The sequence below is a fragment of the Rhizobium sp. rho-13.1 genome (assembly GCF_007000305.1).
In the GTDB taxonomy this organism is placed as follows: Bacteria; Pseudomonadota; Alphaproteobacteria; order Rhizobiales; family Rhizobiaceae; genus Rhizobium; species Rhizobium rhododendri.
In genome coordinates, this window is the sequence record NZ_SCFL01000005.1 from 169,660 (window position 1) to 185,052 (window position 15,393).

A 15,393-nucleotide genomic window follows, 5' to 3' on the forward strand; every position below is an offset into this window, starting at 1 on the left:
GCAGGCGGGTAAAGACCGCCAACTTTTGCCGCAAAACGAAGGATTTGAACCATGGCCACTGAACGCACCTTTTCGATGATCAAGCCTGATGCAACCAAGCGCAACCTGACCGGCGCGATCACCAAGATTCTCGAAGATGCCGGCCTCAAGGTCGTTGCTTCCAAGCGCGTCTGGATGAGCAAGCGCGAAGCCGAAGGCTTTTACGCCGTGCACAAGGAGCGGCCTTTCTTCGGCGAACTCGTTGACTCCATGACATCTGGCCCGACGGTCGTTCAGGTTCTCGAAGGCGAAGGCGCCATCCTCAAGAACCGCGAAGTCATGGGCGCAACCAACCCGGCTAACGCTGCCGAAGGCACGATCCGCAAGCTGCACGCCCTGTCGATCGGCGAGAACTCGGTTCACGGTTCGGACGCTCCCGAAACCGCTGCCGAGGAAATCGCTTACTGGTTCTCCGGCACCGAAATCGTCGGCTGAATCAAGCTCTCGGCATCTTTGCCGAAGCCATTGAACTAACTTGTCAAAGCCGGGTCGTTCGCGTCCCGGCTTTTTCGTGGCTGCGATCAGCCGGCGGCGCATTTTTCCGGCGAGAAATCGATGCTGCCGTCGGGCTTTACCAACTCGGGATTGACGCTATAGCCCGGCCCGACGACCAGCGGCCTTGCTGTCAGCACCGATTGGTCGACATCCGATATGACCTGCGTCTTGATGGTCTGGAATGTCCGGCCGTCGCCGTCCACCAGCCGGATGTTGACGGCATAGGGCCGATCCTTGCGGACGCAATGGACGGCTGGGCTTTGCAGCGTGATCTTGTCCCAGAGCGGAAATATCTTTTCCTTCACCACCAGCGGCTCGCCACCCATCGGGTTTTCGAATTCGGCAATGGCAAAGCTGCCATCCGGCATCGGCGCCTTCAGCGCAAGATTGACGAGGTAGGTCGCAGTTGAGACGCGGTAGTTGAAGACGAAGTACCGGCCGTTCAACTCGGTCGGACCGTCGCTGTCCTGCCGCTGGCAACCGCCCAGCGTCAAGAGGGCCATGGTGACTGCGAATATCTCTCTGGTTCTCATGACGGCACCTCCTGCTTCTTGCGCCTGTAGTGCCGGCTTGCCTTTACCCGGTTGCCGCAGACGGCCATGTCGCACCAGCTGCGGCTACGGTTCTTGCTGCGGTCGACAAACAGCCAGCCGCAATTGCCGCAGATCTTCATGCGGTCCTGTTCCGGGTTCGCGAGCAGCCGCAGCGTCGAATGTACGGTCGCGCTGGCAAGACTGTCAGGCGTGGTGGCACCGCGCAAACATGTTGCCATGGCCGCGAGCAGATCGGCCAGCAAAGCATCCGATGTCGTGCCCAGCACCACCGCCCGGAAGTAGCCGTCGATCGCTTCCCTCAGATGCAGGAATGCAGGCGCCTCGGAGGATTTCAGTGGCTTGATATCGCCGAACAATGCCCGTTCGGCGCAGAACTGCATTGCCGCAGGCGCAAAGTCTTCGAGATGTTCCGGTGTCGCAAAACGGTCGATGCTGCGTGTTGCGTCGTGTCGCAGGATGACGCTGTTGGCGACATCGAGCGCAAGGCCGCCACCGGAAAAGCGATGAGGGGTCCAGGAAAAGCTCATGCCGCAAATAATAACTGGTAAAACCTATTTTGCCAGTTATTATTTCAGCCGTGGGGAGGGGTGGCATGGCCTATCTGTTGCAGCAACTGGCGAACGCTGTGCCGCTCGCAGCACTCTACGCCGCCCTGGCTTTCGGCTATGCCATTGCCTTCGGTGTCACCAGGCGGCCCGATATCACCTATGGCGCGCTGTTTGCCTTTGCTGGCCAGATGCTGCTGCTGTTCAGCGATGTCGGCTACAACCGGCTCATCCTCGTGCTACCCGCAGCACTGGCATTCGGAGCAGTGCTCGCCTTCGTCTACACGCTCGGCGCGGGTCTGCTCATTGGTCGCTCCGTCATCCAGCCACTGGCAAAGACATCGCCGAACACGGTGATCGTCGCCGCCTTCGGTGTCCTGATCGTGCTGATGGAAACCGCGTCGCTGGCGATGGGCAGCCGGCCGCGCTGGCTGCCGCCGTTCCTCAATGCGCCGGTGGTGCTCTGGAACGACATCAGCTTCCCGGTGACGCTGACGGAAATCCAGCTGCTGGACACGGCCCTCATGTCAGCGATCGTCCTCGGCGGCGCGGCGGTGCTGCGCTACACCGCCTGGGGGCGCATCTGGCGCGCCGTAAATGAGGAGCCGCTCGCCGCCCAACTTTGCGGCCTGTCGACCAGCCGGGTCTTCCTCACAGCCTATGGCAGCGCAACCCTGATTGCCACGGTCTGCGGGTTGCTGTCGACATCCTACTACGGCACCATGGATTTCGGCGCCGGGATGATGTTTGGATTGAAGGTGCTGTTGATTGCTTCGGTCGGCGGCTACGGCAATCCGCTGAAATCGGCGGGCGGCGCAGCGGCACTGGCGTTTGCGGAGACGCTGTGGAGCGCCTACGGGCCGCTGCTCTGGCGCGATCTCATGGTGTTCACACTGCTGGTTGTTTTGCTGGTCATCAGCCGGCGGGAGCGGGTCATTCCCTGAGCGTCACCTGTCTGCGGTCCATCTCGTCCGCGCCGCATCGTCCGCATCGCGGGCCGCCACCCAGTCTCCGGCCTTGCCGTCGGCAGCATGTTCTTTTTTCCAGAAGGGGGCCGCCGTCTTCAGGAAATCCATGACGAAATTGGCGCCGTCGAAGGCGGCCTGCCGATGGCTCGAGGCGGCAATGACGAGCACGATGTTTTCGCCGGGGAGGATGCGGCCGAAGCGGTGGATGGCCGTCAGGCCGCGCAGTTCGAAGCGTTCAATGGCAGCGGTGGCGATTCTCTCCATCTCGGCCTCGGCCATGCCAGGATAATGTTCGAGTTCCAGCGCCGCGAGACTGGCACCTTCGTCCCGGCAGAGGCCAGAGAAGGTGACGACCGCGCCGATCTCGTGGCGTCCTCGCGACAGCTTCGCCACCTCCGCCTGCAGGTCGAAATCCTCACGCTGGACGCGGATCGTTGGCAGAATGGGAAGAACGTCGGCCATCCCCGTCAGCCGCCTGTCATCGGCGGAAACAAAGCAATCTCCCGCGCGCCGACGATGCTCTCGTCATGCTCGACATGTTCCATATTCACGGCAATTCGGATGGCATCCGGAAATTCCAATGCCATCTCGTACTCTTCGCCCAGCGTCTTCAAATGATTGAGGAGATCGGCACCGGTAATCACATCGGCGGGAAGAACCAGTTCGTCCTCGCCCCGGCCGATCCGTTCGCGCACCCAGGCGAAATAGACGAGTTTGGTCATCCCTCGTCGTCCACGATGTGCTTCAGACCGACGCGGAAATAGTCGTAGCCGGAATAGATCGTCAGGATCGCCGAAATCCACAACAGCGCGATGCCTATCTGAGTCGTGTGCGGGAGGATTTCTTCGCCGGCGGGGCCCGCCAGCAGAAAGGCGATGGCCACCATCTGCGCCGTCGTCTTCCATTTGGCGATACGCGTCACCGGCACGCTGATGCTGACCTTCAACTGCGCCAGATATTCACGCAGTCCCGACACCAGAATTTCGCGGCAGAGGATGATGATCGCCGCCCACAGCGACCAGCCGGCAATCGTCTGGTCGGCTGCGACCAGTAACAGGATCGAGGCGATCAGCAGCTTGTCGGCGATGGGATCGAGCATGCGGCCGATATTCGATGTCTGGTTCCAGATCCGCGCCAGATAACCATCCAGGAAATCGGTGATCGAGGCGATGATGAAGATCCATAGCGCGACCCAGCGCGCCGTGTTGCTGATCGAAAGCTTTCCCTCGACGAAAAAGCAGATGACGATGAGCGGCACCGCCAGGATGCGTCCGTAGGTGAGGAGATTCGGAATGTTATATGCGCGCGATGCCATGAAAATCGTTTCGTTTGGAGCGTCCGGGTAGAATGACGGTCATTGCTCTATAGCGTCAATATTGTTTCAGTTTTTCCGCCGTCATTGCGTAGAATTTGCGACCTGCCGCTTTTATTTCGCGGCGTCGTCGTGAAAGTGATTGTAGACGAGCTTCGCCACGGTCTCTGAAATCCCCTCGACGGCGAGCAGGTCGGTGTATCCTGCCCGCGACACGGCCTTTGCGGTTCCGAAGTGCTGCAGCAATGCGCGTTTACGCGAAGGTCCGATACCGCCGATCTCGTCGAGCGGATTCTTGACGAACTCCTTCTTGCGGCGTGCCCGGTGCGATCCGATCGCAAACCGGTGCGCCTCGTCGCGCAGGCGCTGGATGAAATAGAGAACCGGGTCGCGCGGTGGGAGGGTGAAGTTATCGCCGGACGGCGGAAAGAATCGCTCTCTGCCCGCCTCGCGGTCGACGCCCTTGGCAACACCGATGGCAATGACGCTGTCCGTGATGCCGAGTTCGTCGAGGATGGCGCGCACCGCCGTCATCTGTCCCTGGCCGCCGTCGATCAGGATGACGTCGGGCCAGGCTGGGAAGGGCAGGTCGGCCGCATCCTCGCTGATCGCCTTGGTCCGGTCCGGCAGGCCTTCCTCTTTCAACAGGCGCGAAAAACGCCGCATCATCACTTCGCGCATCATGCCGAAATCGTCGCCGGGGGTGATCTCCGTCGATTTGATGTTGAACTTGCGGTACTGGCTTTTGACAAAACCTTCCGGTCCGGCGACGACCATGCCGCCGACGGCATTGGTGCCCATGATGTGCGAGTTGTCGTAGATCTCGATGCGCTGCGGCACATAGGGCAGCTTGAATGTTTCCTTGAAGCCTTCGAGCAGCCGCGACTGCGAGGCGGTCTCGGCCAGCTTGCGACCGTGCGCCTCGCGGGCATTGCCGACGACGTGGTCGACCAGGTCCTTCTTCTCGCCGCGCTGCGGCACCAGAATGGCGATCTTGTAACCGGCCTTTTCCGACAGCGCGGCTGCCAGAAGCTCGATTTCCTCGACGGTCTCCGACAGCAGGATCTGGCGCGGCACCGGCTTGTCGTCGTAAAATTGCGCGAGGAACGAATTCAGTACCTCGGCGCCTGACAGAGACGGATCGGCGCGCGGAAAATAGGCCCGGTTGCCCCAGTTCTGGCCGGTGCGGAAGAAGAACACCTGGATGCAGGATATGCCGCCCTCGTGGTGGATGGCGAAGATGTCCGCTTCCTCGACGCCGGCCGGGTTTATGCCCTGATGGCTCTGCACATGCGACAAAGCCGAAAGCCGGTCGCGATAGACGGCTGCACTTTCGAAATCGAGGTTCTCGGCCGCCAAGTTCATCGCATCGGCAATATGCGATTTGACGTTCTGGCTTTTGCCCGAGAGAAAATCCTTGGCTTCCTGCACCAGTTCGCCATAGCCGTCGTCGCTGACTTCGTGGGTGCAGGGAGCGGAACAGCGCTTGATCTGGTGCAGCAGGCAGGGCCGGGTGCGCGTCTCGAAGACGCTGTCCGTACAGGTGCGGATCAGAAAGGCCCGCTGCAGCGAGTTGATCGTCCGCCCCACGGCGCTGGCTGAGGCAAAGGGGCCGAAATAGGCGCCCTTTCGGCTGCGCGCGCCACGATGCTTGAAAATCGCCGGTGCCCGATGATCACCGGTAATAAGGATATACGGAAAGGATTTGTCGTCGCGCAGCAGCACGTTGTAGCGGGGGCGCAGCCGCTTGATGAGGTTGGCTTCCAGCAGCAGCGCTTCTGTTTCGGTGCGGGTCGTAACGAACTCCATGTTCGCCGTCTCGCGGATCATCTTGGCGATGCGGTTCGAGTGGCCACGACCGAGAGCGTAGTTGCTGACGCGCTTCTTCAGGCTGCGGGCCTTGCCGACATAAAGCACGTCGCCCGCCTCGTTGAACATGCGATAGACGCCCGGGGCATTCGGCAGCCGCTTGACGAACTCGCCGATGAGCTCGGCGCCCTTCAGCCCGGTCTCGTTCTTTCCGCCTTCGTTCCAGTCGACGGCCACCGTCAGGGCAGGGACGGCGATGCCGCCGCCCTCGACCTCGATGTCATCGTCGGTATCGTCCGATTCGTCGTAGAGAACGCCGCCCTCGGGCAGCTTTCTGGCATTCATTCAGCGGTCTCCGGCACGTCGGGCGTCTCCCAGGCCAGGTGCTGGCCTCCATCCAGGGCAATCATTTGGCCCGTGATCGAAGGCGTGTCAAAAAGAAAGCGGACCGTCCGGCCGAATTCGTCGAGCCCCGGGCCTGCCTTCAGCAACAGCCCGTCGATCTGCGCCTGGAAATCCTCCGGCGCCTGCCGGCTGCTGGCGAGCGTCGGGCCCGGCCCGATTGCGTTGACCCTGATTCGCGGCGCAAAAGACTGGGCGAGGGTTTGAGTGGCCGTCCAGAGAGCCGCCTTGGAAAGCGTGTAGGAATAGAAACGCGGATTGAGAGCCCAGACCCGCTGGTCGATGATGTTGACGATCAAGCCGGGTACGCTGTCCGGGAGTTGTCGGGCAAATTCAGCCGCCAGGATGGAGGGTGCCCGCACATGGACGGCGAAATGCGCCTCAAACGCCTCCGCATCGAAAGCGTCTGCCGTGTCCGAGCGGAAGGTCGAGGCATTGTTGATCAGCAGATCCAGTGGCCCGAGAGCCGAAACCGTCCGTTCGACAAGGGTCGAGACCTCGAAATTATTTTGAAGGTCGGCCTTGACGGCAATTGCCTTGATGCCGTCAAGCCTCAATTCCGCCGCCAGGGCTTCCGCCTCGACCATCGATGTATCTGCGTGAATTGCAATATTGAATCCGTTAGACGCGAGATCCCGGGCCATTGCACTGCCTATCCGGCGGGATGCGCCGGTGATCAGCGCGGTTCGGAGTTTGTTATCGGTCAAAATGTCGCCTTTTCACTGCGTTGGTCGGATTAGCACTTATATAGGGAGCCGATAGACCATAGGAAGCCACTCCGATGCAGGGGCAGGGGAGACAAATCTTCTATGTAGATCTTGAGATATATTTGAATAAAATTAAGTATAGTCTCTTTAATAATTTGTTATGGTTAACGATTGTCCTGTGGCGTTAAAGCAACATCGAATTTCAGCCATTCGGTTGCCACAATGATTTCACAATTTAGCTCTTCCAAATCCGCAATTGCATTCCAATTTACAGTCATCCGGGAGGGAATATCCAGGAATTGCTCGGACCGTTCGAACGCCAGGACAGTAGGCGACGGAACGAGATTATTAGGAGAATAAAAGTATGCGTAACATCATCACGACCCTCATGGCTTCGGCTTTCGTTATCGGTGGTTTCTCGGCTGCAATGGCTGCCGACGCTGTCGAACAGATTCCTCAGCCTCCCGTCGCTCAGGACGCTCCCCAGGTCAGCAACTGGGCCGGCTTCTACCTCGGCGCGGCTGGCACCTACAACATGGGCAAGATCAAGGGCCAGGGCGGCAGCGCTGACGCTTTTGGCGGCCAGGTCTACTCGGGCTACAACTGGCAGGACGGCCAGATCGTATACGGTATCGAAGGTGACGTAGGTTACTCCGGCGCCGACAGCACGAAGAACGGCATCACAGGCAAGAACGAAACCAACGGTTCGGTTCGCGCTCGCCTCGGCTACGACTTCAACCCCTTCATGCTGTACGGCACGGCCGGTGTTGCTGCTGGCCAGAACAAGATGTCTGACGACACTTCTTCTGACAAGAAGACGGCTGTTGGCTGGACGGTTGGTGCTGGTGCCGAAACGATGGTCACCAACAACATCTCTGCCCGCCTCGAATATCGCTACACCGACTACGGCAAGAAGAACTTCGATCTCGACTCCGGCAGCGTATCGCGCGGCTACGACGAAAATAGCGTCAAGGTCGGTATCGGCTACAAGTTCTAAGACTTGGTCTGATGTTACGGAAGAAGCCGGGTTCGTCCCGGCTTTTTTCGTTTCTAGGCCTGTAGAAAGGCGAGGTCGGCAACGAAACCCTGCCGTTTGCTATCGCACCAGCCAATCTTGACCGGAGCGGCGGCGTCAAAGCCTCCTACTGCGGCTTCAGTTCCGGAAATGCCGGAAAGCGCTTTTCGAAGTCTCGCAGCCAATAGACCAGTGCCTTGTGATCGTCTTCCCACTCGCCGGCGAATCGCAGTTGTAGGTAACCCAGCATTGCCGCCATGGCAAAATGGCCGCCGTTCAGCTTGCGACCGATCTTCGGCGTGTCTTCGTTGAGGTAGGTAAGCGCTCGCTGGGCCTTGGCCCACTGGCGGTCGATCCACGGCTGGAACACCTTCTCTTCCGTGCGGAACCGCCGCTCGTAGATGATCGACAGCAGGCAGTCGCATGTGCCGTCGCAAAGAGCCTCGAGGACATCGGCCTTGGTGCGCTTGGTCTGGCTGCCGGGATAAAGCCGCTTGCCTTCCATGCGGCCGAAATAATGGTTGATGCCACGGCTGTCGAAAACGGAAAGACCGTCGTCGGTAATCAGTGTGGGAATTTTACCGAGCGGGTTGTTGTCGAGGAGAATTGCAGGCCCGGCATTGGTGTCGACGCTGATTTCTGTAAGCTTGATATCGAGATAGCGTGCCGCCATCCTGACCTTGGACGAGTACGGCGATGTCGACGAGCAGAGAAGCTTCATGGTTGTCTTTCCAAAACGGGAAGGGGAACTCTCAGATGTCTTCGTTGGCATCGGGCTTGCGGCTCGGTTGCTCGCCGCGCAGCCAGAAGGCCCGGTTTGAGGAGAAACGGTCCTGCGCAAGGATATCCTTCAACACCGGCAGCAGGGCGTGCAACTCGTCCTTGAGCGTGAAGGGCGGATTGACGATGATCAGGCCGGAGCCTGACAATCCGGTGAAATCGCGTTCGGTGCGCACCGCAAGTTCGGCACACAGCATCTTCGGGATCTCGAGCGCCTGAAGCGCCTCGTGAAACGCCTTGATCGGCGCATCCTTCTTCAGCGGATACCATAGGCAATAGGTGCCGCCCGGAAAGCGGCGATAGGCGCGCGCCAGTCCGTCGACCAGCCGGTCATATTCGCCTTCGATTTCGAATGGCGGGTCGACCAGCACGATGCCGCGCTTTTCCTTCGGCGGCAGGTGGGCGCCGAGCGCCAGCCAACCGTCGAGTTCCGTCACGCGCACCTGGTGGTCGCCCTCGAACAGCCGGTGCAGCCGGCTCGCATCTTCCGGGTGCAGTTCCATCGCCGACAGGCGGTCCTGCGGCCGGAACAGCAGGCTCGCCAGCTTCGGCGAGCCGGGATAGAATTGCAGGCCACCGTCAGGATTGAGCGCATTGACGGCGGTGAGATAGGGCTCGAGCAGTTCCGCTGCCTGCGCTGGCAGGTCCGCGGCCATAACCCGGCCGATGCCATCCAGCCATTCGCCGGTCTTCTGGGCTTCCTCCGACGACAAATCGTAAACGCCGATACCGGCATGAGTGTCGAGCAGCCGGAAGGCCTTGTCTTTCGTCTGCATGTAGCGGACAAGCCGAGCCAGGACCGCGTGCTTGAAGACATCGGCGAAATTGCCCGCATGGTAGATGTGCCGATAATTCATTTTCGGTGATGCCTGCATGAAATGTTGCGATGCACCGGTTTTGCTCTTTTTGCCGGCCTCGCCTTGAAATATACAGTTGCGATGAACATTGCGACCCCCATTCCGGCAAAAGCGAGAATCGGCCACACGGCCTGTCCGCACGACTGTCCGTCCACTTGCGCCCTCGACATCGAGATTTCCGAGGACGGCCGCATCGGCCGCGTTCGCGGGGCCGGCGATCATTCCTATACCGCAGGCGTCATCTGCGCCAAGGTCGCCCGATATGCCGAGCGGCTGTACCATCCCGATCGGCTGATGAAGCCTGTCCGGCGCTTGGGCGCTAAGGGCGAAGGGCGATGGGGAGACATTTCCTGGGACGACGCGCTGGATGAGATCGCCAACGCCTTCGTCAAGGCAGAGGCGAAGGACGGAAGCGAAGCCATCTGGCCTTATTTCTACGCCGGCACGATGGGCTGGGTGCAGCGCGACTCGATCGAGCGTTTGCGCCACGCGAAGCGCTATTCCGGGTTCTTCTCGTCGATCTGCACCAACCCGGCCTGGACCGGCTTCACCATGGCGACCGGCGTGTTGCGCGGTCCCGACCCGCGCGAGATGGGGCGTACCGATTGCGTGGTCATCTGGGGCACCAATGCTGTCGTCACCCAGGTCAATGTCATGACCCACGCGATCAAGTCGCGCAAGGAACGTGGCGCCAAGATCGTCGTCATCGATATCTACGACAATCCGACGATGAAGCAGGCCGATCTTGCGCTGATCGTCAGGCCCGGCACCGACGCAGCCCTTGCGTGCGCGGTCATGCATATCGCCTTCCGTGACGGCTATGCCGACCGCGCCTATATGGCGAAATACGCGGACGATCCGGCGGGCCTCGAGGCACATCTGAAGACCCGCACCCCGGCATGGGCCGCCGACATCACCGGTCTGACGGTCGAGGAGATCGAGGCTTTCGGTGCGCTCGTCGGCCGCACGAAGAAGTCCTATTTCCGCCTCGGCTACGGCTTTACCCGCCAGCGCAATGGCGCCATCGCCATGCATGCGGCAGCTTCGATCGCCACCGTACTCGGCTCTTGGCGATACGAGGGCGGCGGCGCCTTCCATTCCAACAGCGATATCTTCCAGATGAGCAGCGCCGAACTGACCGGCCGCGCCATGAAGGACGAGGATATCCGGATGATCGATCAGTCGCAGATCGGCCGGGCGCTGACGGGCGATGCCGAAGCCCTTCGCCATCGCGGCCCGGTGACCGCGATGCTGATCCAGAACACCAATCCCGTCAACATCGCGCCCGAGCAGCGGCTGGTGAAGCGCGGCTTTGCCCGAGACGACCTGTTTGTCGCCGTCCACGAGCAATTCATGACCGACACCGCATCGATGGCCGATATCGTCCTGCCGGCGACGATGTTCGTCGAGCATGACGACATCTACCGTGCCGGCGGCCAGAACCACATCCTGCTCGGCCCAAAACTGGTCGAGCCGCCGAAAACGGTGCGCAGCAACCTCTTTGTGATCGAGGAACTGGCCAAGCGCCTCGGCGTCGCCGACCGCCCGGGTTTCGGCTTCACGGCCCGCGAGATGGTCGACCGCATCCTCGCCGACAGCCATCTTCCGGATTACGACTATTTTCTCGAGCACAAATGGTTCGATCGCCAGCCGGATTTCGACAAGGCGCATTTCATCGACGGCTTTGCCCATCCCGACGGCAAGTTCCGCTTCCGGCCGGACTGGAGCAACCAGCCGGCGCCGAACCGTCCGCCGAAATCGATCGGCCTGCTCGGCCCGCATGCGGAATTGCCGACCTTTCCCGATCAGGTCGACGTGATCGAGGTCGCGGATGCAGAGCATCCATTCCGGCTGGCGACATCGCCGGCCCGAAACTTCCTGAATTCCAGCTTCGCCGAGACCAAGACCTCGCGACAGAAGGAAGGTCGCCCGGAAGTCATGATCAATCCGAGCGATGCCGAAGCGCATGCCATCGCCGATAGTGACCTCGTGCGTATCGGCAATGTCAGGGGCGACATCCGCCTTCACGCCCGCATCACCACCGAGGTCAAGCCCGGCGTGCTGATCGCCGAGGGGCTTTGGCCGAACAGCGCACATGTGGACGGCGAGGGCATCAATGTCCTGACCGGGGCCGATCCTGTCGCGCCCTATGGCGGCGCTGCCGTCCACGACAACAAGGTCTGGCTGCGCAGGGATGTCCAATGACGAAATTTGAGAAAGCCGGCGTGGCAATCGTCGCGCAGACCACGCTGTCGAAGGGCTGGACCGAGCTCAGCAGCTACGACATCGACTACACCGCCTCGGATGGCGCGACCCACCGCCTGAAGCGCGAGATCTACCATCGCACCCCTGCGGCCACGATCCTGCTCTACGATCCCCACAAGGAGACTGTCGTTCTCGTCCGCCAGTTCCGCCTTGCCGCCCATCTGAACGGCGATGCCGGCTGGATGATAGAGACGCCGGCCGGTCTTCTCGACGGGGAGGAGCCGGAAGCAGCCATTCGCCGAGAAGCGATGGAGGAAACCGGATATCACGTGCGCGACGTCAGGTTCCTGTTCAAGGCCTATATGGCACCGGGTGCAGTGACCGAGGTCGTCCACTTCTTCGCTGCCGTCATCGACACCGGCGATCGTTTGTCGGAAGGCGGTGGACTGGTCGAGGAGCACGAGGATATCGAGGTCATGGAAGTGCCGCTATCGGAGGCACTGTCGATGATAGAGACCGGCGCCATCATCGACGGCAAGACGATCATGCTGCTGCAATGGGCTGGGTTGAACCGCGACCGTCTCGCCTGAGCGCTCCCGCTCATTCGGTCGCCGACGTTCATGCAACGGTCATCGACCACGGTTAAGGGCTGCGCCTTGATACGCCGGCATACGCCAAGGAGGTTCCCATGTGGCTCAACAATTTCAAACTCGTCCTTGCCGATGAAGTGATCGACAAAGGCGCCGTCCGGATCGACGACGGGGCGATTGCCGAGATCAGGGCAGAACCTGTGGCGGAGGCCACCTTCGAGGGCGGCGGGCGGTTGCTGATGCCCGGATTTGTCGACCTGCACGGCGACATGATCGAGCGCGAGATCGCGCCGCGGCCGAATGCGATGATGCCGATCGATTTCGGCATCCACGAACTTGACAAGAAACTGGCGGCCTCGGGCATCACCACGGCCTACGCCGCGCTGTCATTCGCGACCGAGAGCGTCTACGGCCATATCCGCTCGTTGGAAAATACGCGTGCCATCATCGAAGGCATCCACCGGCTGAAGGCCGGCCTGCTGGTCGATCATCGCGTTCATGCCCGCTACGAGATCACCAACCTTGCAGCCTCGCCGGTGCTCGAAAAGCTCATCGAGGACGACCTCATCGACATGGTGTCGTTGACCGACCACACGCCGGGCCAGGGTCAATACAACGACGTCGAAGCCTATATGGAGCGGATGTCGGCGCAGAGGGGCATTTCGGCGGAGGCTGCGGCCGAAGTCGTCGCCCTTCGCATGGAACGCCGCAACAATCCCGAGGTTGACAAGCGGCTGCGCGAGATCACCGATCTATCAATGAAGCACCGTATCTCGCTCGCCTCCCATGATGACGACAGTGCCGCCAAAGTCGTCGAGATGAACGGTTTCGGCATCACCATCAGCGAGTTTCCGGTGACGCTCGAAGCTGCAGAGGAAGCCCGTCGGCTCGGGCTGTGGACGCTGATGGGTGCCCCGAATGCGCTGCGTGGCCTGTCGATGATCGGCAACCTCAGTGCGCTCGATGCCGCCCGCGCCGGGCTGCTGACCATCATTGCTGCCGATTATCATCCGGCCGCATTTCTGTCGGCGACCTTCAAGATTGCCGATGCGCTGGAGGGCGACCTTCCTGCAGCCGTTGCAATGGCGAGCCGCAATCCGGCGCGTGCAGCAGGCCTGATGGACCGGGGAGAGATCGCTGTCGGACAGAAGGCCGATCTGATCGCCGTGGAGCCCGGCGCCGTGCCGCGTGTCCGGGCAACATTCCGCAATGGCCGCGTGGTTTACAGCGACGGCACGCTGCACCCGCTGCATCTGCATCCGGCGCTGGTCGCCTGATCGCCGGAAGACTGCCTTTCAGGCCTTGTCTGGGTCGACCAGCAGGGCGATCAGTTTCTTGAGAGCCGGAGGGATCAGCGTTCCGCCGGCCTCGTTGGTGGTGACGGTGACGCCTTTTTCCATCCGCACCTTGCCCTCGGCAATCAGCCTGAGTGCGAGGGGATAGAGCTGGTGCTCGATGGTGAGCACCCGCGCGGCCAGCGTCTGGGCATTATCGTCCACCAGTACGGCGACAGAACCCTGGCCGATGACCGGGCCTTCATCCATGCCCTCGGTGACGAAATGCACGGTACAGCCGACGATCTTCATGCCGGCGTCCAGCGCCCGCTGGTGGGTGTTCAGGCCGGGAAACAGCGGCAGCAGGGAGGGATGGATATTGATGATCCGTCCCTTGTAGCGCTTGATGAAATCGCCGGTCAGAAGCCGCATGTAGCCGGCAAGGCAGATGATGTCTGGTTGAAGCTCGTCGAGCCGCTCAAGGATTGCCGCTTCATGGGCTTCCTTGCTTTTGAAATCACCGCGCGGGATGGCGAAGGCCGGGATGCCTTCCGCTTGTGCCTTGGCAAGGCCAGCAGCCTCGGCCCGGTCGGAAATGACGCCGACAATTTCGGCAGCATAGTCAGGCGCCTGTGCCGCCTTTATCAGCGACATCATGTTGGAACCGGTGCCGGAGATGAAGATGACGGCGCGTTTGCGCGTTTCGCTCATAGGGCGAGGGTTCCTTTGTAGACGGTGCCTGCCGCGCCCTCGGCACGAGCGATCATCCGGCCGAGAACGATGACGCTTTCGCCTTCAGCCTCGAGGGCTTTCGTAACGCGATCGACATTCTCTTCGGCAACGACGACGATCATGCCGACGCCGCAGTTGAAGGTGCGCAGCATCTCGTTCGCCTCGACGCCACCGGTCTTGGCCAGCCACGAGAAGACGGGCGGCACCCTGACGGCGGAAAGATCGATCTCGGCGGCAAGGTTCTTCGGCAGTACGCGCGGTATGTTTTCCGGAAAGCCGCCGCCGGTGATGTGAGCCAGCGCCTTCAGCGCACCGGTCTCGCGGATCGCCTTCAGCAGCGGCTTGACGTAGATGCGGGTCGGCGTCAGCAGCGCCTCGCCGAGGGTCTTTCCCTCGGCAAACGGGGCAGGGGCATCCCATGCGAGGCCGGACAGCGTGACGATCTTGCGTACTAACGAGAAGCCGTTCGAATGGACGCCGGAGGAGGCAAGGCCGAGAATGACGTCGCCCTCGGCGATGTCGCGCGTCGGCAGCAACTGGTGGCGCTCGGCAGCACCGACGGCAAAGCCCGCCAGATCGTAGTCGCCGTCGGAATACATGCCGGGCATTTCGGCGGTCTCGCCGCCGAGCAACGCGCAACCTGCCTCGCGGCAGCCGGCAGCGATGCCTTCGACGATGGCTGCTCCCTGGTCCGTGTCGAGTTTGCCGGTCGCAAAATAATCGAGGAAGAACAAGGGCTCGGCCCCCTGGACGACCAGATCGTTGACGCACATGGCGACAAGATCGATGCCGACGGTGTCGTGATAATTGGCGTCGATGGCGATCTTCAACTTGGTGCCGACGCCGTCATTGGCGGCGACCAGGATCGGGTCGGTAAAGCCTGCGGCCTTCAGGTCGAAAAGGCCGCCGAAACCGCCGATTTCGCCATCCGCACCGGGCCGGCGCGTCGAGCGCACCGCCGGCTTGATTTTCTCGACGAGGAGGTTGCCGGCATCTATGTCGACGCCTGCGTCGCTATAGGTAAGGCCGTTTTTTCCCGACTGGCTCATGCTGCGTCTCCGGTCGGCGCTCTTGCGCCCTGGCAATAGGGTTTTGACCGGGTCGCCATT

General features: G+C 61.2%; 17 protein-coding genes. 6 read left to right on the forward strand and 11 right to left on the reverse strand.

The features are described from left to right. The first annotated feature begins 51 nt into the window (after positions 1 to 51). Positions 52 to 474, forward strand: coding sequence for a nucleoside-diphosphate kinase (gene ndk / locus EQW76_RS15685; protein ID WP_142829659.1), 423 nt, complete (start codon positions 52 to 54; stop codon positions 472 to 474). Positions 475 to 560: 86 nt separating this feature from the next. On the opposite strand, the gene EQW76_RS15690 is transcribed toward ndk, so the two are convergent. Next, the gene (locus EQW76_RS15690; protein WP_142829657.1) at positions 561 to 1,067 is read right to left on the reverse strand and encodes a hypothetical protein; all 507 of its coding nucleotides are present in this window, start codon (positions 1,065 to 1,067) and stop codon (positions 561 to 563) included. Then, the gene (locus tag EQW76_RS15695) at positions 1,064 to 1,615 is read right to left on the reverse strand and encodes a CGNR zinc finger domain-containing protein (protein ID WP_142829655.1); all 552 of its coding nucleotides are present in this window, start codon (positions 1,613 to 1,615) and stop codon (positions 1,064 to 1,066) included. Before EQW76_RS15695 ends, EQW76_RS15690 begins: the two co-directional genes overlap by 4 nt. A gap of 65 nt (positions 1,616 to 1,680) precedes the next feature. Between EQW76_RS15695 and EQW76_RS15700 the strand changes: the two genes are divergently transcribed. Then, positions 1,681 to 2,577, forward strand: coding sequence for a branched-chain amino acid ABC transporter permease (locus EQW76_RS15700; protein WP_142829653.1), 897 nt, complete (start codon positions 1,681 to 1,683; stop codon positions 2,575 to 2,577). Between the two features lie 3 nt (positions 2,578 to 2,580). On the opposite strand, the gene EQW76_RS15705 is transcribed toward EQW76_RS15700, so the two are convergent. The 5 genes from EQW76_RS15705 to EQW76_RS15725 form a co-directional block, all read right to left on the reverse strand. Continuing rightward, complete coding sequence (locus EQW76_RS15705) at positions 2,581 to 3,063, reverse strand: molybdenum cofactor biosynthesis protein MoaE (RefSeq protein ID WP_142829651.1); 483 nt, start codon at positions 3,061 to 3,063, stop codon at positions 2,581 to 2,583. Positions 3,064 to 3,068: 5 nt separating this feature from the next. Next, the gene (gene moaD / locus EQW76_RS15710; RefSeq protein ID WP_142829650.1) at positions 3,069 to 3,323 is read right to left on the reverse strand and encodes a molybdopterin converting factor subunit 1; all 255 of its coding nucleotides are present in this window, start codon (positions 3,321 to 3,323) and stop codon (positions 3,069 to 3,071) included. Beyond that, positions 3,320 to 3,916 (reverse strand): CDP-diacylglycerol--glycerol-3-phosphate 3-phosphatidyltransferase, encoded by a 597-nt coding sequence (gene pgsA, locus EQW76_RS15715; RefSeq protein WP_142829648.1) that lies wholly within the window; start codon positions 3,914 to 3,916, stop codon positions 3,320 to 3,322. Before pgsA ends, moaD begins: the two co-directional genes overlap by 4 nt. A gap of 111 nt (positions 3,917 to 4,027) precedes the next feature. Continuing rightward, positions 4,028 to 6,067 carry an excinuclease ABC subunit UvrC gene (gene uvrC, locus EQW76_RS15720; RefSeq protein WP_143122968.1) on the reverse strand — a complete coding sequence of 680 codons (2,040 nt, stop codon included), beginning with the start codon at positions 6,065 to 6,067 and terminating at the stop codon, positions 4,028 to 4,030. Continuing rightward, on the reverse strand, positions 6,064 to 6,831 hold the full coding sequence (locus EQW76_RS15725; protein WP_142829645.1) for an SDR family oxidoreductase: 768 nt from the start codon (positions 6,829 to 6,831) through the stop codon (positions 6,064 to 6,066). Before EQW76_RS15725 ends, uvrC begins: the two co-directional genes overlap by 4 nt. 364 nt (positions 6,832 to 7,195) lie before the next feature. Between EQW76_RS15725 and EQW76_RS15730 the strand changes: the two genes are divergently transcribed. After that, positions 7,196 to 7,828, forward strand: coding sequence for an outer membrane protein (locus EQW76_RS15730; protein WP_142829644.1), 633 nt, complete (start codon positions 7,196 to 7,198; stop codon positions 7,826 to 7,828). 145 nt (positions 7,829 to 7,973) lie between these two features. Here the strand turns inward: EQW76_RS15730 and EQW76_RS15735 are convergent, their stop codons facing one another. Both EQW76_RS15735 and EQW76_RS15740 read right to left on the reverse strand, forming a co-directional pair. Further along, positions 7,974 to 8,567, reverse strand: a complete 594-nt coding sequence (locus EQW76_RS15735) for a glutathione S-transferase family protein (protein ID WP_142829643.1) — start codon at positions 8,565 to 8,567, stop codon at positions 7,974 to 7,976. 31 nt (positions 8,568 to 8,598) lie between these two features. Continuing rightward, entirely contained in the window at positions 8,599 to 9,483 is an 885-nt protein-coding gene (locus tag EQW76_RS15740) for a 23S rRNA (adenine(2030)-N(6))-methyltransferase RlmJ (protein ID WP_142829642.1), read from the reverse strand. A gap of 21 nt (positions 9,484 to 9,504) precedes the next feature. Here EQW76_RS15740 and EQW76_RS15745 point away from each other — a divergent pair, with 21 nt between their 5' ends. From EQW76_RS15745 to EQW76_RS15755, 3 genes are all read left to right on the forward strand, one after another. After that, positions 9,505 to 11,688, forward strand: a complete 2,184-nt coding sequence (locus tag EQW76_RS15745; protein ID WP_142829640.1) for a molybdopterin oxidoreductase family protein — start codon at positions 9,505 to 9,507, stop codon at positions 11,686 to 11,688. Next, positions 11,685 to 12,278, forward strand: a complete 594-nt coding sequence (locus tag EQW76_RS15750; RefSeq protein ID WP_142829638.1) for an NUDIX domain-containing protein — start codon at positions 11,685 to 11,687, stop codon at positions 12,276 to 12,278. Before EQW76_RS15745 ends, EQW76_RS15750 begins: the two co-directional genes overlap by 4 nt. Before the next feature lie 98 nt (positions 12,279 to 12,376). Continuing rightward, on the forward strand, positions 12,377 to 13,555 hold the full coding sequence (locus EQW76_RS15755; protein WP_142829636.1) for an alpha-D-ribose 1-methylphosphonate 5-triphosphate diphosphatase: 1,179 nt from the start codon (positions 12,377 to 12,379) through the stop codon (positions 13,553 to 13,555). A gap of 18 nt (positions 13,556 to 13,573) precedes the next feature. On the opposite strand, the gene purN is transcribed toward EQW76_RS15755, so the two are convergent. Together purN and purM are read right to left on the reverse strand one after the other, a co-directional pair. Then, positions 13,574 to 14,263, reverse strand: a complete 690-nt coding sequence (gene purN / locus EQW76_RS15760) for a phosphoribosylglycinamide formyltransferase (RefSeq protein WP_142829634.1) — start codon at positions 14,261 to 14,263, stop codon at positions 13,574 to 13,576. Then, positions 14,260 to 15,333, reverse strand: coding sequence for a phosphoribosylformylglycinamidine cyclo-ligase (gene purM / locus EQW76_RS15765; protein ID WP_142829632.1), 1,074 nt, complete (start codon positions 15,331 to 15,333; stop codon positions 14,260 to 14,262). The genes purN and purM overlap by 4 nt, the downstream gene beginning before the upstream one ends. Positions 15,334 to 15,393: the final 60 nt, after the last annotated feature.